This is a genomic window from Colwellia sp. MB02u-9, from assembly GCF_014077085.1.
In the GTDB taxonomy this organism is placed as follows: domain Bacteria; phylum Pseudomonadota; class Gammaproteobacteria; order Enterobacterales; family Alteromonadaceae; genus Cognaticolwellia.
Map to the genome: position 1 here is coordinate 1 of NZ_JACGVF010000086.1, position 21394 is coordinate 21394.

A 21394-nucleotide genomic window follows, 5' to 3' on the forward strand; every position below is an offset into this window, starting at 1 on the left:
TAAATATAAATATAAAAATAAAAAACGAATTAACCCAATTTGAACAAGTGAGGTTTTTGTGATGAACACTCAAAAAAAATCAGCCAACGAGTTTGATTATATTATCGTTGGTGGCGGTTCAGCAGGTTGTGTTTTAGCCAATCGATTAACCGAGAATGGTAAATTTACGGTTTGTTTATTAGAAGCCGGTGGTGACAACAAGAGTATGTTAGTTAATACCCCAGGCGCTTTTTCAGCCTTTATGTTTTTGAAAAAGTTCAATTGGAGTTTTAATGCTAAGCCTAAAAGTGATATTCGTCACGGTGCTGCCTTGTTTGTGCCCCGTGGTAGAGGTTTAGGCGGTAGTTCTGCGACCAATGCCATGTTGTATCTTCGTGGTCAAAAACAAGACTATGACCACTGGGCGGCCTTAGGCAATGAAGGTTGGGCATTTGATGATATGTTACCTTACTTTAAAAAATCAGAAACTAACCAGCGTGGGTCAAGTGAATGGCACGGTGATAGTGGGCCTTTACAGGTCACTGACCGGCCGGTTTTTTATGAAATCAGTAAACGTTATATTGAGGCGGGCAAACAAGCGGGCTTTAAATTTACCGATGATTTTAATGGCAGTGATCAAGAAGGCGTTGGCTATTACCAGTGCACCATAAAAGATGGTAAGCGTTGCTCGGCGGCGCATGCCTATTTATTACCGATACTTGCTAGAGAAAATTTGACTGTAGTAACCGATGCACAAGTCAGTAAGGTACTGATAAAAGACCAACAAGCCTATGGCGTTGATGTGGTTATTAAAGGTGAAAAGAGCAGCATAACGGCTAAAAAAGAAGTGATCTTAAGTGGTGGAACTATCGCTTCACCGCAGTTATTAATGCTCTCGGGTATTGGTGATAAAAATGAACTTAACGAGCAGGGTATTGATTGTGTTCATGAACTTAAAGGTGTGGGTAAAAACTTACAAGAACATGTTGATGCTTGTATCTTAGTCAAAAGTAAAAAAACAGATGGCTTTACTGTGTCAGTCAGCGGGTTACTGAAAATGCTACCCGATACGGTGAAATATATTATGGCTAAAAAAGGTAAGCTGGCCAATAGTATTTTAGAGGCAGGTGGCTTTCTTAAATCAAGTGAGCAGGTGCAAAGGCCAGATATTCAATTACATATGTTGCCATTGTTATATGACGATAATGGTCGCGATCTGAAACTTTTATCACAGCATGGTTTTTCATGTCATATTTGTGTTTTACGGCCAGAAAGCACTGGCACGGTATCGCTAAAATCTGCTAATTATCAAGACGCACCAGAGATTGATTTTAACTTTTTTTCTGATCAAGCAGGCAAAGACAAAGCGGTGATGATTGATGGTATGCGACAGTTGCGTAAAATATTAACCGCGCCGGCATTAGCCGAACATTATGATAATGAAGTGCATCCAGGCAAGGATTTTGAAACCGATGAACAAATTTTTGCTAAGGTAAAAGAGCGCCTAGGCATAGTGTATCACCCTGTGGGTACCTGCAAAATGGGCCATGATGATATGGCGGTGGTTGATCATCAGTTAAAAGTTCATGGCATTAAAAACCTGCGAGTAGTTGACGCTTCAATTATGCCAACGCTGATCAGTGGTAACACAAACGCGCCAACAATGGCGATTGCCGAAAAAGTGTCAGCGATGATCTTGGCAAATTAATTGAGGAATATGCAGATGTTAAATGTCGTTATATATAGTCTTAAAGCTTTACTGACCGGTTTATGGGTTTTGGCAATATTAGGTTTATTATCGCTATCACCACTACCAGCAGACTATCAACTTTATGCTTTTACATTAGCGGGTGCGGCGCTTTTAGTACACTTTATTGAGTTTTTTTCGATGAAAGCTAAGTTTAAAAAACAAAGTGGTTTAGCCATGAACTTTCTGCAAACCATGCTTTGGGGCTTTGGTTATTGGCTGCCGATTTTAAAGCGGTCTAAAAAGTAAGTTGATTAAGATAAAAATATTTATTTAACAATGTTTTAGGTGAAATAAAACCACATTCAGGCAACTGGCTGTGGTTTTTTTATGGGATTTTAACGCGAGTTAAATCTATGCTTAAGTCTACAAAGAGCATAATAGCCAGATAAAAAAAGAGCTTACACAACTAATGTAAGCTCTTCTGGTAAGGATTTTTTATACCTAGCTAAGCATACCCTTAAAACCGATAGTAACTAAGTGTTACAGGGGTAAAGGTAAACTAAATAGCGTTATTTTTCACTGTTCAATATGTTATCCAACTTTAAATCCGTTAACTTCATGGTACTTCTGACAACATAAAACATAATCGCAATCAGCATGATCATCGAAGGTATCGCAATCACTGGATAACTTAATAGGGTCATCTCACCTAATTGCTCGTTAAACTCCGTAGTACCTGCAGGACTAACGACAATCCATTTCGCTAATAAGTAATTCATGGCAGCAGAAAAAACAAAGGTGGTGGATAAAAAGTGATTTGCCCGCTGAATTTTGGCTTTAAACTCATCCGTTTTATTTTTATTTTCGAGGGTTTGATAGATTAACTCTAAGTTAAACACCAGCGGATTTAATAATATTTTGGCAATTAAGGGTTTGCCCCAAAAACCAGAAATGAGTACCACTAAACCAATGGCCGAGGGAATGGCGGCTTCTTTAATGGCTAGCCATTGCACATCTAACTCAAATAAACCAATACCCCCGGTTAATAAGGTGCTTATAAAGCCAAGCAAGGCAATGAAGTTCATGGACTTGTTTTTAATAAAATCATACAAGCCATAACCGAGTGGAAATAATAACGCCAATATTAAGGCATATACAGTGCCTAAATATTCATCCCCCGATAATTTCATTAAAATGACCGATGGAATAGCAATATTAAAAATAATCTCTAAAAAGGTATTAGGACGTTTAGCGGGTGTTTGAGTTGACATTATATTTCATTTTAAGGTGCAACTGACCATGGCCAGTTTATTTAAGTCTAGCGGTATTTTAGCTAAAAATAGCTAAAATGTCATGTTATACCCATGCAGTGATTTTGAAGGTAAGATTTACTCGCCAGAGCCATCATCATTTCAGTGCTGACATTAAAATGATGATGGGAAAATTATGCGAGCTCTGCTATAAAAGTGGTGTTAATTATTTCTGTGGAATTTATGCCGTATTCATCAAGTAAAACACTGAGCTCTGGTTTGCAGGAACCACAATTAGTGCCACATTTTAAGTGTTCACCTAGTTGTTCAACTGAACTAGAGCCCGCTTTAATAGCACTAATGATGTCTTTTTCACCGACATTAAAACAACTACAAATTTGTTTTCCTTGAGCGAATTCATCACTGTAAGTGCCCGATAATAAAGACTGAATATCCTGCTCTAGTAAGATTTTTTGACTGAAAACATGCTTAAGCCAAGCGTTTTCGATGCTTAGATTAGTGGCCGAGCTATAACATAAAAAGGCTAATCTTCCTGCTTGTAAACAAACAACGTACTGGGTATCTCCTTGACTAAATTGTCGCCATTCGCCCGATATTTGACTGCTTGTTTGACACCAATGCAAAATATCTGTTTCAGGCTGCGTATTAGCAAATTGAAAACTCATGCCATAACTTGTGCGAGCCTTGGTCCAAAATTCGTTAGTTATTTGAGTTTGAACAATAAAATCTTCGCTAATATGCAGTTGTCCAAATTGCTGGAATGCTGTCTTGCTTAAAGCGATAGCCCCGTGTTTAAGTTCAGGTTGACCAGAAAGTGGGTCGGCAATGCTCGCATACAAGTTGCTGACATTGGCGCTAGACGCAAACTGCTTATTCCAATGAATAGGCATGAAGCATTCATCAGGGCGTTGATTTTTATCTAATTTTGCATGCACACTCGCTTGCCCTGTGTCGGATGAGATGTTGACTATTTCATCATCAACTATCTTTAACCGTGCGGCATCGACAGGATTGATATAGAGATAACATTTATCGGTATGCGCGGTAAGTTGCGACGCTTTACCTGTGCGGCTCATGGTGTGCCATTGATCTCTTAACCGACCGCTGTTTAATCGAAAGGGAAATTTTTCCGAGGTTTTTTGTCTTGGCTGGCGCGGCGAAATCGGAAAAAAGAGTGCTTTACCTGAAGCTGTAGAAAATTGTCCATCTTCAAAGACGCGTTTTTTACCTTCAGGGTAGGTGTTATTCACGGGCCATTGTACCGGTTTTAAACGGTCATATTGTCGTGGTGTAATGGTTGAAAATGCAGAAATATCAAAGACACGTGTGCCATTATTTTCAAAACCTGACAATTGAGCAAACTCTCTAAAAACCTCACTAGCATGCGAATAATCAAAGCCTGAAAAACCCATGGCGGTGGCAACTTCTGCAATAATTTTCCAGTCATGCTTAGCTTGACCATTAGGGGCTATCGCATTAGTTTGACGTGAGATGCGGCGCTCTGAGTTGGTTACTGTGCCGTTCTTTTCTAACCAGGGCGTTGCGGGTAGTTTTACATCAGCAAAGTCTAAGGTATCATTATTTTCAGCACAGTCAGAGACCACGACAAATTCACATTTATTTAAGGCTCGGGCGACTTTTTTACCATCGGGTAAACTTACCATGGGATTAGTCGCCATTATCCAGACCGCTTTAATTTTACCTTCATCCATAGCGTCAAACAGATCAATGGCTTTATAGCCGGCTTTATCAGCGATAGTGGGTGATTGCCAAAAGCGCTGAACTGTTGAACGGTGCTCAGGGTTTTCAATATCCATATGAGCGGCTAATTGATTAGACAAACCGCCGACTTCTCTACCACCCATAGCGTTGGGTTGACCTGTGATAGAAAAAGGCCCACAACCGTCTTTGGCTATTTTTCCGGTGGCTAAGTGACAATTAATAATGCTTTGGCACTTATCCGTGCCTGAGTTTGACTGGTTGATGCCCATTGAATAAAAGCTCAGTACTTTTTCAGTGTCGGCAAATAATTGATAGACGCAGGCAAGGGTTTGTTGGTCAAGATCGCAATAGGCTGATACTTCAGCGAGTGACCATTTTTTTGCCGCCAAGAGTGCGGCTTCAAAACCTTGGGTATGTTGCTCAATATAGTCATTATTTAAGCCATTGTTAGCGCTTAAGTAATTTAACAGACCGTTAAAAAATGCGGCGTCAGTGCCTGGCTTTATCGGTAAAAAATAATCAGCGATTTGACAGGTTGCGGTTTTACGTGGGTCAATAACCACAATTTTCATGGCTGGATTACGTTTTTTAGCGCGTTCAATACGCTGATATAATACGGGATGGGTCCAAGCGGCATTAGAGCCGGTAATTAATAATAGCTCAGTACTGTCTAAATCATCATAGCTGCAAGGCACAACATCTTCACCAAAACTGCGTTTATAAGCTGCAACAGCTGACGACATACAAAGACGTGAGTTGGTATCAATGTTGGCTGAGCCTATATAGCCTTTCATTAATTTATTCGCCAGATAATAATCTTCAGTCAGTATTTGTCCTGAGACATAAAAAGCGACCGCATCAGGGCCATGCTCTTTAATAATTTGTGCAAATTTCTCCGCCACATGGCTTGTCGCCGTTGACCAATCAACCGTTTGGTTATTTATTTGTGGTTCAAGCAGGCGGTTGGTTAAATCTGTGGTGGCTAATAAATTACTGCCTTTTACGCACAGTTGTCCAAAATTGGCGGGGTGCTCCATTGTGCCCTCTAATCCAGAGGCCTTGCCATTTTTAATTGTGATATCAATACCGCAGCCGACACCACAGTATGCGCAAGTTGATTGAACAATATGTGACGATTGAGAACAACTCATAAAATTTACCTTTAAAACAGAGAATGATATACAGCCCGTTTGATATGGGATGTTTTGTTTATTTGTTTATGTTCGAATTTTATTCGATGACACTTAGACAAATATCTTGTTTAATTTTCACAGCACGGCTTTCAAATTCTGCCTCAGCCAGACTTTTCAATAAAGCGCTACAACCACCACATCCGCTACTGGCTTTAGTACAGGTTTTAATATCACCCACGCTGCAAGCCCCTTGAGCGATTGAGCTGATAATATGGCCTTTTGTGACCTGATGACATGAACAAATAATGGCGGTATCAGGTAATGTAGCAACATCTAATGTCGGTTTTTCTCCTGATGAAGGCAGTATCAGTGCTTCGGGTGATGCAGGTAAATCTATGGCATTAAGTAGGTATTGTAATAACGAGTCATATTCACTGGTATCACCAATTAACACCGCGCCGAGCATTTTTCTTTTGTCACTCGAGAGCACTATTTTCTTGTATACACCGGCCGGTTGATTTTGATAGGTATAGGTTATTGCCCCCGGGGTTTTTGCGTGTGCATCACCTATTGAGCCTACTTCAACACCCATGAGTTTTAATTTAGTACTCATATCGGCACCGGTAAACAAGGCTTGTTCACCCATAATATGTTTTGCGGCCACTTTAGCCATCTGGTAACCCGGCGCCACTAAACCAAAAATAAAGTTGTTCCAGAGGGCACATTCACCAATGGCATAGATATTTTCATCTGAGGTTTGGCATTGGTTATTAATTACTATACCGCCTCGTTCACCCATTTTAAGCGAGAATGATTTGGCTAGATTGTCATAAGGGCGAATACCAGCGGAGAATAATATCAGGTCGGTTTCTAGTACGGTGTCATCACTAAAACACAGTTTATAACGACAGCTTTCGCCGTCTTCAATCACGCTAGTGGCTTTTGATGTATGTACCTCGACACCCAAAGCTTCAATTTTTTCTTTTAGTAAGCGACCGCCACCAGCATCAATTTGCACGCCCATTAATTGTGGCCCAAACTCCACTACATGGGTTTTTAAACCTAAGTGGCTTAGGGCATTTGCGGCTTCAAGGCCAAGTAAGCCACCGCCGATAACCACCCCCACTTTACTGACATTGGCACTAGCTTGAATAGCGTCTAAGTCATCTAGGGTGCGATAAACCAAACAATGCTCGCGGTCTTTTCCTGGAATAGGAGGCACAAAAGGATAAGAGCCAGTGGCTAAGATGAGTTTGTCATAAGCGATAACTTGGCCGCTTTGCGTGACAACATTTTTATTACTGCGATCGATATCAACAACTTTGGCATTAGTTTGAAAATTTACCGCCCAATCTTGGTAGGTTTTTTCGTCAGCCATGGCCAGATCTGCCGCTGTTTTACCGCTAAAGTATGTTGAAAGGTGAACACGGTCATAAGCAAGGCGAGGCTCTGCTGACAAAACGGTTATCTCAATGGCTTGACCAGCTGTGTTCAATTGAGCCAATTGCTCAACAAAATGGTGACCCACCATGCCGTTACCGACCACGACAACTTTTTGTTTCTCTATGATTTGTTGGTTACTTGAGCTAATTTTATTTACCTGCTGCAATAGTGATATGGGTTTACAATTTTTGATAACGCTTAACAAACTTGTTGAGCGTTATCATTATAAGTGTGTTTGGAGAGCTAAAATTTTGCACTTACCCAAAGCCAGATTTTATCCGTATCCACTTTACCTGCAGTAGCATCGCCTGCTGAGTAAGCCGCATACTTTAAGCCTGCCTTATAATTCTTAGCGAATTTTTTCGCGTAAACGGCATTAATTTCGCTACCTAAATCATCAACCGTATCGGTTGATTCATCAGCAGAATAATCATGAATTGTCACTGTCCAACCGCCGCCGAATGCTTTACCTGACACAGAGGCATAAAGATCCACCAAGCCTTCTTTTGGTGTGCCTAAAAACTGATCTGCCCAACCATTGAATTTATGCAGTGTTGCCAGTGGTGTTGAAAATCCATACATTGAATCATCACTGCCCAGAACTTCTGCACCTAATTTAAGGGTTACCACATCAAAGCTGTAGCCACCTTGAATAGCCATATAACTTGCAGAATAGTCAGTAGCACCACTTTCTGAATCTTGAGTAGCAAATTCGGCTGAATATGAAAACTTGTCTTTTTTACCGTTAAAACTCACCCCGAAAGTATCTAAGCTATTCGCTGTTCCTTCATCAACTTCTAAGAGATAGCTGTAAGCGGTTAGTTTGCCATAACTCGTTTTGTAGGCGAGGTTAAGTAAATGATCTTTTGCATCAAAATCTTTTTCATTGGAAAAAATACGATTACGTTTATTAATGTAGCTATAGCTCATTTCTACATTGTCTAAGGCTGCATAAGTTACGGTCGCTGCATCAAATGTTTGTCTATCTTGACGCCATCCCACATGCCCAACATAACGATGATTATCTAAGGTCAGTACTTGGCGACCGACTTTAGCAGTGACGCCATCTTTTTTATATTGCACATAAGCTTGGTCTAATTCAGTGGTTTCTGGATCGGCAATAACAGAATATTCAGTATTATTACCCACAGCATCGTTATACTTGTTAACTCCTGCTACTTGGCGTGAGTCTTCAAATTCAATAACAGCGGTAAAATCATGGTAGCTAGCACTGGTGTAATTTAGACGAGTTCTTAGCGTTAACGCTGAGGCATCTTTTAAACTGTTGTCTTGAGCAACTGTTTCGTATCGCAAGTTCAAATTGACGCTATTTTTAGCTTGGGTTTCACTCTTACTCTCACTATTTGCACTAGCTGAAGCACTTGAACCTGCTAATAAAATTAATGTAGTCAGTGTTGAAAGTTGACGAACTGGTTGCATGCTGTATTCCTTGAATTTTTTAAAATCGGCGTTAAATTTTTGTTTTTTTACTGGTTAAATACTAAATACTAACTACTAAATATTGTTATCTAGATTGAGCAACATCAGATGTTTGCTCAGTAAAGATAAGGTGTTTTTTGGCAATTTAAGTAAAGTAGAGAAAATAAGAGGTTATATTATTAAGTAATACAGCAGGTTTTATGCCATTAAAATAAATTGTTTAATATCAATTGGTTAGTTTTTTAATGGTTTTTTTTATCTGCATTTTGTTAGTTTCTGATGCAAGCCTGCACCAAAATAAATAAAGCGTATCAGGATGAACAGAGTCATAACCTTTGGCCTGCCAATATTGAGCAAAGTCATTTTCTGCTTGCGGCGCTAGTCACTCTGACCCTGTTACTGAAGATGTGATTGACCTAGAGCTAGCTGATGATGCAAGTAATTACTTGGGTGGCTTGTACTTATTTCCTAGCGAATCGTCTACTTGTTACGCTATTAGCGTTAATAATTTTCCGGCTAATTAGTTAATACACTTATCATGCAATCACTAAAAGTGAAAATCCCAGCTTAATCACTTAAGCTGGGATTTTTTCAAGCAAGAATAAAATTAACGGCTTAACCAAATATTTCTAATTTGCCATCGGTAACCCGTGTTTCATAGGTTTTAATCGCCAAGGTGTCATCATCTAAACAGGCACCAGAGTTTAAAACAAAACGCTGTTTTAATAAGGGTGAAGCAACGTAAACCTCGCCCTTAGTTTCGCCAATTAAACCGCGATATAAAACGTTGGCTTTACCAAAGGGGTCAAAGTTAGAAACCGCATAAATTTTGTCGTTACCTACTTGGAATAAAGCCACTTGCTCTTCGTTTGCTAATAAGGCACAAACACCTGAATTTTTAATTAAATCACTGGTGGGGCAGATGGTTTGCCAGCTATTTTCTGTTATCATTTTTTTCTTTCCTTATTCGTAAAGCTTGTTTATGCAGGTGTTAAATCAACGGCTTGAATTTGAACGCCATATTTTTTCTCATCACCTTGAGCGGGGCGAATTTGATCACGCTCAGTAACGAATTCTATGTTGTTATCGACGGTGTCAGAGTTAACAAACTGACGGAAACGTTTTAATTGTTCTTCACTTTCAATCGTTGTTTTCCACTCACATTGATAGGTATCCACGACATTTTGCATTTGTTTTTCTAATTCAGCATTAATCCCTAAGTGGTCGTCTTTAACTATTTTTTCCATGTAGGCTAAACCACCTTCTAGGTTCTCTAACCAGACAGAAGTACGGGTTAAACGATCCGCGGTACGAACATAAAACATTAAGTATCGATCAATATATTTCACTAAGGTTTCATCATCTAAATCGATGGCGAATAAGTCGCCATGGCGAGGCTTCATGCCGCCATTACCACTGACGTACAAGTTCCAGCCGTTTTCAGTGGCGATAATACCAATGTCTTTACTTTGTGCTTCTGCACACTCGCGTGTACAGCCTGAGACCGCAAACTTAATTTTATGAGGAGAACGTAAACCTTTATAGCGATCTTCTAAGAAAATGGCCATTGCCATGCTGTCTTGTTGGCCGTAACGACACCAAGTGCTGCCGACACAAGATTTAACTGTGCGTAACGATTTACCGTAGGCGTGACCTGTTTCCATACCCGCATCAATTAAGCGTTTCCATATCGCCGGTAATTGGTCAACACGTGCGCCGAATAAATCGATACGTTGGCCGCCAGTTACTTTGGTATATAGGTTATATTCTTTAGCGACTTCACCAATAACAATTAACTTATCTGGGGTTACTTCACCGCCTGGCATACGGGGAACGACAGAATAAGTACCATCTTTTTGCATATTACCTAGAAAGACATCATTGGTGTCTTGCAGTGATACATGGTCGGGTTTTAATATGTAATCGTTCCACACCGAAGCGAGAATAGACGCGGCTGCTGGCTTACAAATTTCACAGCCTAAACCTGAACCGTGTTTTTCTATTAACAGATCAAAGGTTTTAATTTGTTCTGCTTGCACAATGTGGAATAACTCAACACGGCTGTAAGCAAAGTGTTCACAAAGGTCAGTGCTAATTTCAACACCGCGTTTTTCTAATTCGTGATCTGTTACTTTTTTCAATAATGCCGCACAACCGCCACAACCGCTGCCGGCTTTTGTTGAAGACTTAACTTCACCAACATCAATTGCACCACAATCAAGAGCGGCAATAATGTCGCCTTTAGTGACATTCAAACATGAACATATGGTGGCTGTATCGGGTAGGGCATCAACGCCTAAGGTGGGTTTTTCGCCTGAGCTGGGTAAAATTAAACCGTCGGGGTTTTCAGGTAACTCAATACCATTGAGTGCGTATTGCAATAAGGCATCGTATTCGCTGGTATCACCGACTAACACCGCGCCTAATAACTCTTTACCATCGGCACTGACGACTATTTTTTTATAAATTTGGTCAGGTTGGTTTGAATAAACATAGCTTTTACAACCTTCAGTACGCGCATGGGCATCGCCAATTGACCCTACGTCCATGCCCATTAACTTCAACTTAGTGCTCATGTCAGCACCGGTAAATTGTTGCTCACCGTTAATAATGTTATCGGCAGTCACCTTAGCCATGGTGTAACCCGGCGCGACTAAACCGAAGATAAAGTTATTCCATAAAGCACACTCGCCAATAGCGTAAATGCTTTCGTCAGAGGTTTTACAGTAGTTATCAACCACAATACCGCCACGTTCGCCAACCGCTAAATCAAATTCACGGGCTAAATTATCATAGGGGCGAATACCTGCTGAGAATAAGATAACGTCAGTTTCTAAATGCGAGCCGTCAGCAAAATTCATCCGGTGAACGCATTCTTCGCCGTCAACAATTTCGCTGGTGGCTTTTTGGGTATGTACTTGTACGCCAATGCCTTCGATCATTGAACGCAGTAAAGCGCCGCCGTCTTTGTCTAATTGCACACCCATCAATTGTGGCGCAAATTCAACCACATGTGTTTCTAAGCCTAACTCTTTAAGGGCGTTAGCGGCTTCTAACCCTAATAAACCACCACCAACAACCACACCAACTTTACCGGTTTTGGCTGACGCTTGAATGTCTTCTAAATCTTGAATAGTACGGTAAACCAGACAATGGTCACGCTCTTTACCTGGAATAGGAGGAACAAAAGGGTATGAGCCTGTTGCCATGACTAACTTGTCGTAAGCGTAAGTTTCGCCCGCTTCAGTGGTTACCACTTTCGCGGCTTTATCAATGTGAGTGACTTTCGCGTTGGTGAAAAATTTAACACCGATTTCGTTGTAGTATGCTGGCGTTGTCATGGCTAAGTCATCAGCAGTTTTTCCAGAAAAATACTCCGATAAGTGAACACGGTCATAAGCTAAACGGTCTTCAGCTGATAATACGGTAATTTCATAGCCGGCGTGTTTCGCCATTTCATCAACAAAGTGATGGCCAACCATGCCATTGCCAACGACGACGATTTTTTGAGCTTGTGTGTTCATTTATTACAATCCTACTTCTTTAAATTACCGCTGCACTAGCGGAACTAGATAATGGTTTGTTATCTGCAATAAATGAACCAGTTGATTTATATCAATAAATTCAAGTGGATAGGGTTTTGTTGTTGGCTCGAGATAGCGTTTTTGCACTATGGTGAAGAGGTTAGCGCACCAATGGTGTGCGGTAATAGTGTGCGCGTTCATGAGGTGCAGCAAGTTGGCTTATAAAATAAGTGACTGTGTACTAGCGCGGAGCACTGACAATGGCACAGAGTTAGGTGTCGCGCTTATATAATACTAAGCTGAAAAATACGGTTTACACTTTAGGCATTTTTTAGCCAGCCTTAGCGATTATATTAAGAGATTATATTAGCCATTATAAATCAAAGCGATTTATCGGGTCTGTGAAAGCTTAATTAACCTAGGTCCATCGGTTAATTAATTAAGCAAAGATACCACCAAGCCAATCAATAATAAGGCGGATACTGATTGCCAAAATAATAAAGGATTGCGCGCTAGCAAAGGTTGTTTTTTGTATGCTTCAACAGCAGATGAACTGGGTTTACTTAAATCAGTAAAGAATTCTGAAAAGGCTTGATAGCGCAGTCTTGGATCGGCCGCCGTTGCTTTTTGTAAGCTGAGATCTAACCACAAGGGTAGTTCAGGTCGAAATTGTTTAATGCTGCGATATTGCATATCGCTATAAGCCTTAATGGTGACTTCAGCACGTTGCATGGGTTTGTAAGGCAGTTCGCCTGACAGCATTTCATAACAAATAACCCCCAGTGAAAATAGATCACTTTGATTATCTGCTTGCATGTGTAATAAGGTTTCAGGCGCAATATAATTTAAAGATCCTTGCGGTACTTCTTCTTTGATGGTTTCTTGGTTTTCATCAAGTGAAGCGACAAATACGGTGCCGTAATCAATCAATTTAATCTGACCATATTCATCGATCATTATGTTGTCGGGTTTTAAGTCGCGATGTACAAGATCTAAACGTTGAAACGATCGTAATGCGCTGATCACTTGTTTCATTACATCACGAACTTGTGCAATGTTAGGTTTAGGATTGTCATGTAACCACTCACTTAAGGTTTGCCCTTTAATATATTCACAGACATGGTATAAAAAAGGACTGTCTTGATTACCTTGTATCACCCGCATAACGTTAGCGTGCTTAATGCGTTCACCAACCCAAGCTTCACGCATAAAGCCTTGCAAATAAAGCGCGTCGTCTGAAAAATTAGCTGACGGTGCTTTTAACACATAAGGTTTATCTGTTTTAATATCGATGACTAAATACAAATGTGAGCGAATGCTGGCGTGGATCACTTTTTTAACCAGGTAGCCATCAAGTTTCTGGCCAACCTTTAATGCTGGTGGGATGGTTTTTGAGCTCAAGTCACGTTCAATTTCCGCCAGTTTACGATTGGGTACGGCGTTAATATAGACCAGTAAACAAGTGACATTGTCATCACTACCACGCTCAAGTGCGGTTGCAACAATTTTTGTTGCCAGCGCTTCTAAGTCTGACTTTTCTGGTGCTAACGGCAATGAATCAAACAGGGTTTTAAAAACAGCTTTGGACATATAATCATGAATGCCATCGCAACTTAGCATGTATAAATCACGCGGCTGTAAATCTATTTGGTGTACATCAACCTCTAAACGATTATCGCCACCTAATGCGCGTGTTAATAAATCCTGTTGGCCAATTTGCTTGCGATTATGATCACGGGTAATAACTTCTAATTGTTGATGACGATATTTTGTTATGCGGGTATCGCCAACATGAAAGATATAACCTGTGGTTGATTTAGCAATAAGGGCTGAAAAAGTGGTTAGCCACTGTGGAGCGTTTGGATCGGCTAAATCATCAATAAAGCCACTTTGTGAATACAACCAGTTATTTAAGCTAGTTAATACCTTAGCCGCAGACTTTTCTGTTGACCATGTTTGCGGGGTTGCAAGATACTCTGTAATAAATTGAGTCACGGCAAGTTGTGAGGCATCAGCGGCTTTACTGGCGCTTGATACCCCATCAGCAATGGCAGCAACCGCGCCTTTAGCGCGTAATTCAAGTTTTTTAGGCACAATGGCCGCGAAAGCATCTTGGTTTTCTGCTTTCAAACCTTTAGCAGAAAAACCGCCGAAGCACAGCTGTAAATCAGCCACCGTACTTTGGCGAGTTTTTTTTTCACTGTTCATGTTTTGTTAGTGACCAACTTTAATTAATTCTACCGTGCCATCTGCACGTACTTCGGTAATAGTACCCTTAGGCTCTTGCATAAAGAATAAGGTAACAAAGCCGACCACAGCAGTCGCTGCTATCACCAAAAAGAAGGTTGAATAATCAACCATGGTTAATACCGTTAAATAAACCACTGCACCCACGTTACCATAAGCGCCGGTCATACCAGCAATTTGTCCGGTTAAACGACGTTTAATTAAAGGCACGGCAGCAAATACAGCACCTTCACCTGCTTGCACGAAGAATGAACAAGCCATCGCAGTTGCTACGGCTAAGGCTAAAGGCCATTCACTGGTAATTTCTGACATGCCTAAATAACCCAGTGCTAAACCAGCCGTTAAAATTAATAAGGTTTTTTTACGACCAAATCGGTCTGATAACCAACCGCCACCAGGGCGTGACATTAAGTTCATAAAGGCATAAGTAGAGGCTAACATAGCTGCGTAAACCATACTTAATTCGAAGGTTTCAGCGAAAAATAACGGTAACATAGAGACAACCGCTAATTCTGAACCAAAAGTAGCAAAGTATAGAATGTTTAATACCGCCACTTGCTTGAACTTATAACGGTGAATTTCTTCAACGGGCTTTGAAAATAAATGGCCGTTAACTTTAATGGTTTGTTTTACTTCAAAGGCAAATAAAATCACTAAACTAATGTAGGCAATAAGTGCACTTTGTGCTGACAATAAACTTACACCAGCAGGTGATAATTTCCATGTCAGTAGGGCTAAAGCACCGTACATAGGGATTTTCATTAATAATAATAAGAAGAAGTCACCGGTTGAGGTTACTTCCATCGCACCTGTGTGTTTAGGTTTAAAGTAGGTTGAACCTTTAGGCGTGTCAGTGACGTTTTGATACCAGATAAAACTGAAAATTAAGCTTAATGCACCGGTAAAGGCAACCGCGTATCTCCAACCGTCTTCACCACCAAATGCCAAGGCAAGTGTTGGGAGTGACATGGCTGCAGCCGCTGAACCAAAGTTACCCCAGCCACCATAAATACCTTCAGCCGTGCCAAGTTCATTAGCCGGGAACCATTCAGACACCATACGAATACCGATAACAAAACCGGCACCAATAAAACCTAATAAAAAGCGAGATAAGGCCGCTTGCTCAAAGGTGCTTGAAAAAGCAAACATAAAACAAGGCAGGCTACATACCGCAAGTAATACGGCAAAGGTTAAGCGAGGGCCATATTTGTCGGTAAGCATGCCAATGACAACGCGCGCTGGAATGGTTAAGGCTACGTTTAATAGCATTAAGGTTTTTATTTCAGCTTTCGTTAAGCCTAATGAGTCTGCAATTACCGATACTAAGGGGGCAAAGTTAAACCAAACAGCAAACGTAATGAAAAACGCTATCCAACTCATATGTAAGGCTTTCATCTTACCTTTGAAAGAAAAAATATTGAGACTACCTTGACCACTCATACCGCAACTCCTAAAAATTAACATTTGTGTTTATATTAATGAAAGACGCCATTGCCCTGTTAATCATAAAATGGTTTGGTTATTAACTCAGCTGGCGGGCTTACACAATACGAAGAACATTCTTCAACTGTAAATGTAATTGCAAATGTAATGCCACTACTGATACTTTAATTATCCTGTTGTTTCTGTTGGCTTTAATTTATTTATTGTAGAGGAGGGGGTCTATGATTTAGGTTTGCATGCACAACACAATAGCTATGACGCACAGATAGGGTGCACAACAAAAGTATAAATAATCACTGTAATTGTCAGGCGAACTTAATTTAGGCGAGTCTTATCAATACCAATATCAATACCACACAAAGACCAATACAAAGACCAATACAAAGAACTATGTCATTCAGTTAATAGCCAAAAAATAACAATAGATAACTTATAAGGAGGGTATGGCGTGATAGATGAAAAACATTACAGCTATTTAGTCTATATAAAGTTATCTGCTAGCTTTATAAAAAAGTAACTGATACAAAGGCTCTATTTTTTAGTATGTAATAGGCAAGTTGACCGATGAGGTTACTTATAATGATCTGATTTACTAATCCTTACCTTATTTTGATCTTTTTTATCTCCATACATCCAGTAAACATTTTAAAAACATACCGTAAACATCTTATATACATAATCTGTGATTTTCATTGTATATTCTGAGAAATGTAGGGCATTTTCAGCTATTAGGCAGCGATCATGAAGAAAGTTGTATTTAATAAAATCAATATAAATTATGATAAGAGTTATCTTTAGATGAATAATAAAAGGCAGGAGAATGATAAAAAAAAATTCGGCTACACTTGATAGTTTAGGCTTTCAATCCTATCCGAAAAAAGAACTTAATAATTTATTTTTAGCGTTCAGAAACACTGAGCCTGATGTTTTTGTTATCACAGATATGACTAAACTTACTGAAGATCCTGGTGTGACATTTAGGATACAGTTACCAGAAAAAAATAAAGTGCTTTTCAAAAAAAGTATTTTATCTAAAACCCAATCATTTTCAGCAATTAAAGCCTGTTTTGATGGCTGTTATCACAATGGTGACGGCGAAATGGTGGCGTATTTTAAACTCAATAAAATACTTTCTATTTCAGAAAGTGAGAACAATGCCCTACTAAAAAATCCTAAATTTAATTACCAAAGAATAATAGTTCCTGCTTACATTAGATTGGAAGACGGCAAGGTTTATTTATTAATTGATAGCGATTATGACTTTGAAGCATTAGATGCTGATAAAGATTTTGGTTGTTTTTCAAGGGTAAGAAAACCAAGTTGGAGTAACTTTTAAGTCTTATTACCCTTAATTTTTATAAAAGGGAGTGTGATCTTGATGCCCAGTCATGAACATACATCAAATAAGAATAAACGCCATACCATAAAGAAATTGCTTAGTTCATCCTAACTCGATCTGTTTTTTGAAGCCTGTTTGAGCGCTAACTTGATTACCCATTAGAGCGTTTTACAGACGACTGAGTTGCTAGTGTTGCGTTAAATTTACTTGCTTTAGGTAGCATTGAAAGCTAAATCAGCCTTAGCCAATTTTTCAACTGTTCAGGTTTAATCTGACTATCTGCTAACGTATTGCTTGAGTAATAAAAGTACTAACAGCGTCATTAGTAATCGGGTTTCTAAATGCAGGCGTAATAAAGTGAGGTGCGATGAGCAGCTCTTTATCAATTAAGCGTGTTATCAAGGGTAAAAACTCTAGTGAGGTTTTACCTGCCAGTAGATGCGTAAAATTCTTCTCATGCTGGTAAGCATTCAATATTAAGCTAAAGCCTTTTAAGTAAAGGTGGTCTTTGGTATAGCCACCACCTCGATACACCCGAGCAGTAATGGTATAAGCTTGATCGTCAGTAACCTGATAGGTTTCTTTAAGAATTAAAAAAGTGGTACGAAAATTTTTATCTTTAATCATAGATTTAACAGCGATAACACGTAAGGCTAAAATTTTAAGGCGCTGTAAGGTGAGATTGCCAGAAAGATACTCGCTCAGAATCGCTAAACCTTCTTGAGTCATGGTATTCAAAGGACAGCCTAATGACAATATTCGCAAGGGCTGCTTATTGGCATTTAAAGAGGTTGCTAGATGCACGCCTAGTTCATGATGAGCTAAAGCCTGAGCGTCAGTTTCATATAATTTTGCATTGCTATTAATTCGAACGTTTGTACCTGAGACTAATGCATTGGCGACCATAGTTTCATCAAGTTTCATATCCCAAGTATAATTTTCCTCATCAACCATTTTTGCTAAAATATCGACAATACCCTGTGCATCAATAATATTATCGGCTGTGTCTTTAGGATTAACCGGTAAGTGCAAAATAAATTGTGCATTATGAATATCTTTTTCACTAGGCTCGCCATAATATCTTAATGAGTCATACAAAAAGCTATTACTGCCAATAGACTTATATTGATCTATTTTATCGACATAAGAATCAACCACGGCCAAATAGAGTGTATAAAGGTCTTCATCCTTAATGTTTTCTAAGGGTAAGTTGTACAGTTTTCGCTTTAAGGCAAATGGGTTAATATCGGTAGTTTTATAATGATATGAAGGCTCAGCAGAAAAATTTTTACTAAAAAAAGTTTCTTTTTCTTGCAGATAATTAAGCGGCTTAACAGCACTTAGAATATCAATTGTACTAACTAAAGCATGAAGTTGTGAATCTATAGTTTTTATTAATGGTTGAATATGGTGTTTCATACCTGATGTCTCATTTAGCAATAAATTATGCTTTACGTGCAGAGTAGGGGGGAGGGTTAAGGATAGATACTGATGAATTGAGTCAAGCCATCAAAAGTTAACATGCAATCAGTGGATATTTTAACGCCTAAATCAAGTGGGCTTCACCGATCTTACCGCAAGATATACTGTCATTGAACAATGTCAGGTGATGAAATACCCTAGCGAGGCGCTTTTTTATCTTGATGTTATCGCTGCAAGTTTACTCTTTAATTTCACTCTCAACTCCACTCTTTAACTTCACTCTTCAATTTCATAATCATCATCATCAAAAACATCACGTAACTTTTTATGCACTTTTTTACTTGCTTGCTTCTGATGGCCAGATGCATTTGTTCTGTCTCTAAAATGTTTTGAATTAGCAAATTGACTTTGATGAGATAAATCAAACTCAGTTAATTCGTTATTCAATGTGTTTTTATTACTCGATGGTGAAGTTGAGTAATTATTCATGATGTTCTCTTTTGTGGTTAATAAATACTATTGTTGGAATACTCGCTATTTTTATTAATAATTGATAGTTAAATATTTTTGTCAGTCTGATTACATAATTTTGTTAACCTACATAAACTTCATTAATTATTGATTTATATAAAATTTATTATTCCTCCTCTTGCAGGAAATACTGACATTCGTTCAAAGTTATCAAATAGAATCGGCATATATTGGCAATCATTATGATCTTGAAACTTTTCATCTGGATCAGGATCATCTAGATAAAAGTACTGTTCATCATAACCACTGATCACCACCGAATGAGGTCTTTTTCTATCTAATCGATATGTGCTAATAAGTACTCATGATATTTACCCGTTCATTGTTACTGATTGCACAAGAATATTGGTAGACAGAGTTTGATTGGCGTATCGGTGTTGTAAATGGCAAAGCAATATTTACTTGTCGTTATTATAGGGTTAATAACCATTGGCAAATCTATCAGCATAATAAAAATAAAGTCGCTTCAGGCCGTGTTGAAACCTTACCTACTGCAAATATGTATTAGCTCAAACTTGAACTAACACTCTCACTTTGGCTTTATAGGTTTTGATCAAGACTGTCAGCTGGAAAGCTACCAAAGCGGCCGTTCATCATAAAACGGCTAATGCTAACTTTGTGTGCATTCCTGACATTCCAGCTAAAAATTTTGCCATTTATTTTCTAATGAATTAACTATTAGCATAAACGATGTAATGTTCTTTTATATGGAAGTCAGTATGATTTTTCGAGGTGTGTTACAAAGACGTCTTAGTAACGCACCATTCATTATAATAAACACGAAATAAATACACTCAACCATTTGAATTTAAGCTATTTTATTTTTTGTGTTCAGGGTGTATTACTGAGAGGTGTTAGTAACACGCCCTAATATACATGTGAGTTAGCATTACTAGTTTCTAATATTTTGAAAGTATGGGATATTAATGTAAATTAAATGTTAATTTTGGTGCGTGTGTTACTGATACGTATACATAATAGGCTGTTAGCTTACTAAAGGAAGTCCAATGCTTCGAGTTATAGTTTTAACCTTATCTGTTCTTTTCTCTTGTGCTGTAATAGCTGATACGGATATTGATAATCAAAAAGTAAAAAGAGCAGTGCTCGATTATATAGAGTCACAACACAAAGTCGAACCGGATTTAATGAAAAGAGGCCTAGATAAAAAGTTAGCTAAAAGAACTTACTGGAAGGCTAAAGATGGTACAGAGTTTATCATGGAGACCGATTTTGAAACGATGGTTTGGGTGGCTGAAAACTACAACAAAGATGGTAATAAATTTCCATCACCTCCCAAAATTGATATCAATATACTTGATATTGATAACCGAGTTGCATCGGTAAAATTAACAGCTGATGATTGGATTGATTACATGCACTTATATAAAAATGAAAATAACGAGTGGAAAATAATTAACGTTTTGTGGCAATACCACGATACGAAAAAGCATTCGAGTAAACCGTAAGCTAATAATGAGGAAGGAGGGGCAAGTTGAGCAATGTAAACAAGGAAATCAAACGGAAAAGCTAGCACTTCGTGGGAGTCATTATGTCTAGGTTTTTCTAGAGTGCGGAGTTCACATCCATACTTTTATGTAATATACGCACTATAAATATTTGGCTTTTTTTATACTCTTTGTAATAAATTACATGGCTAGCTTGTGGGTATTTGCTGTAACCCGCTCTAATGTAATCGCAATTGAGTCCTAATTCTGGCTCATGAGCTAACAACTGAAATGTATTATCTAATATTTTTAGGTAGTCGTTCCGTTGAGGTAGCCCCAAGTTAATTGGGTATATTTAGCTATTTTAATTAAATCTGATTTGGCTTTCGAAGATAGCAAAAAATCATTCATTAATGGTTATCTTTATCTAGCTCAGTCAACAAACTTTCAACGCTGTAATCGGCAATACCGCTTTGTTCACCTTGAATTAGCATATTGCGTAAGTTTAAAAGTTTAGTTTCTTGATCTTCTAATGCTCTTAATCCAGCTCTAACAATTTCACTTGCTGAGCCATAACGACCAGTTTTCAGTTGTTGGTTTATAAATTGATCAAAATGATCGCCCAATGTTACGCTTGTATTTTTAGCCATGATATAAAATCCGATAAATACCTATATATAATATATTATGGTATAAAAATATTACAAGTCACTCAAAAGGACAAATAACAGTTGGTTTTTGCTCCATCGTCGCTTATTTTAACCA

General features: G+C 38.7%; 15 protein-coding genes and 2 pseudogenes. 4 read left to right on the forward strand and 13 right to left on the reverse strand.

The genetic code is table 11. From position 1 onward, the window contains the following. The first annotated feature begins 61 nt into the window (after positions 1 to 61). Both H4J65_RS05925 and H4J65_RS05930 read left to right on the forward strand, forming a co-directional pair. Entirely contained in the window at positions 62 to 1687 is a 1626-nt protein-coding gene (locus tag H4J65_RS05925) for a GMC family oxidoreductase (RefSeq protein ID WP_182196681.1), read from the forward strand. Between the two features lie 15 nt (positions 1688 to 1702). After that, a complete protein-coding gene (locus H4J65_RS05930; protein ID WP_182196685.1) occupies positions 1703 to 1975 on the forward strand; it encodes a DUF1145 domain-containing protein in 273 nt (90 codons plus the stop codon). A gap of 263 nt (positions 1976 to 2238) precedes the next feature. On the opposite strand, the gene H4J65_RS05935 is transcribed toward H4J65_RS05930, so the two are convergent. The 8 genes and pseudogenes from H4J65_RS05935 to H4J65_RS05970 form a co-directional block, all read right to left on the reverse strand. Next, entirely contained in the window at positions 2239 to 2940 is a 702-nt protein-coding gene (locus H4J65_RS05935; RefSeq protein ID WP_182134977.1) for a VC0807 family protein, read from the reverse strand. A 173-nt stretch (positions 2941 to 3113) separates the two neighbouring features. Then, positions 3114 to 5813, reverse strand: coding sequence for a nitrate reductase (locus tag H4J65_RS05940; protein WP_182196688.1), 2700 nt, complete (start codon positions 5811 to 5813; stop codon positions 3114 to 3116). 97 nt (positions 5814 to 5910) lie between these two features. After that, positions 5911 to 7365: pseudogene (gene nirB, locus H4J65_RS05945) on the reverse strand (nitrite reductase large subunit NirB); the annotation flags it as partial. A 116-nt stretch (positions 7366 to 7481) separates the two neighbouring features. Next, on the reverse strand, positions 7482 to 8678 hold the full coding sequence (locus H4J65_RS05950) for an alginate export family protein (protein WP_182196693.1): 1197 nt from the start codon (positions 8676 to 8678) through the stop codon (positions 7482 to 7484). Between the two features lie 615 nt (positions 8679 to 9293). Continuing rightward, complete coding sequence (nirD, locus tag H4J65_RS05955; protein ID WP_182196697.1) at positions 9294 to 9629, reverse strand: nitrite reductase small subunit NirD; 336 nt, start codon at positions 9627 to 9629, stop codon at positions 9294 to 9296. 29 nt (positions 9630 to 9658) lie between these two features. Beyond that, complete coding sequence (nirB, locus tag H4J65_RS05960) at positions 9659 to 12202, reverse strand: nitrite reductase large subunit NirB (protein WP_182196702.1); 2544 nt, start codon at positions 12200 to 12202, stop codon at positions 9659 to 9661. A gap of 435 nt (positions 12203 to 12637) precedes the next feature. Continuing rightward, on the reverse strand, positions 12638 to 14410 hold the full coding sequence (locus H4J65_RS05965) for a bifunctional protein-serine/threonine kinase/phosphatase (protein ID WP_182196707.1): 1773 nt from the start codon (positions 14408 to 14410) through the stop codon (positions 12638 to 12640). 6 nt (positions 14411 to 14416) lie between these two features. Continuing rightward, positions 14417 to 15889, reverse strand: a complete 1473-nt coding sequence (locus H4J65_RS05970; protein ID WP_182196710.1) for a NarK family nitrate/nitrite MFS transporter — start codon at positions 15887 to 15889, stop codon at positions 14417 to 14419. Positions 15890 to 16712: 823 nt separating this feature from the next. On the opposite strand from H4J65_RS05970, the gene H4J65_RS05975 reads away from it, so the two are divergent. Then, on the forward strand, positions 16713 to 17228 hold the full coding sequence (locus H4J65_RS05975; protein ID WP_182134993.1) for a hypothetical protein: 516 nt from the start codon (positions 16713 to 16715) through the stop codon (positions 17226 to 17228). Between the two features lie 285 nt (positions 17229 to 17513). On the opposite strand, the gene H4J65_RS05980 is transcribed toward H4J65_RS05975, so the two are convergent. The 3 genes from H4J65_RS05980 to H4J65_RS18285 form a co-directional block, all read right to left on the reverse strand. Further along, positions 17514 to 18650: a flavohemoglobin expression-modulating QEGLA motif protein gene (locus tag H4J65_RS05980; protein ID WP_182196715.1), complete on the reverse strand. Its 1137-nt coding sequence runs from the start codon at positions 18648 to 18650 to the stop codon at positions 17514 to 17516. 279 nt (positions 18651 to 18929) lie between these two features. Beyond that, positions 18930 to 19142, reverse strand: coding sequence for a hypothetical protein (locus H4J65_RS05985; protein WP_182184900.1), 213 nt, complete (start codon positions 19140 to 19142; stop codon positions 18930 to 18932). A 134-nt stretch (positions 19143 to 19276) separates the two neighbouring features. Next, entirely contained in the window at positions 19277 to 19480 is a 204-nt protein-coding gene (locus H4J65_RS18285) for a peptidase C39 family protein (protein WP_182196737.1), read from the reverse strand. 711 nt (positions 19481 to 20191) lie between these two features. Between H4J65_RS18285 and H4J65_RS05995 the strand changes: the two genes are divergently transcribed. Further along, entirely contained in the window at positions 20192 to 20650 is a 459-nt protein-coding gene (locus tag H4J65_RS05995) for a nuclear transport factor 2 family protein (RefSeq protein ID WP_182134999.1), read from the forward strand. Positions 20651 to 20747: 97 nt separating this feature from the next. Here H4J65_RS05995 and H4J65_RS06000 read toward each other — a convergent pair. Together H4J65_RS06000 and H4J65_RS06005 are read right to left on the reverse strand one after the other, a co-directional pair. Then, positions 20748 to 21040: pseudogene (locus H4J65_RS06000) on the reverse strand (type II toxin-antitoxin system RelE/ParE family toxin). Then, on the reverse strand, positions 21040 to 21279 hold the full coding sequence (locus H4J65_RS06005) for a type II toxin-antitoxin system ParD family antitoxin (protein WP_182196720.1): 240 nt from the start codon (positions 21277 to 21279) through the stop codon (positions 21040 to 21042). The pseudogene H4J65_RS06000 and the gene H4J65_RS06005 overlap by 1 nt, the downstream one beginning before the upstream one ends. Positions 21280 to 21394: the final 115 nt, after the last annotated feature.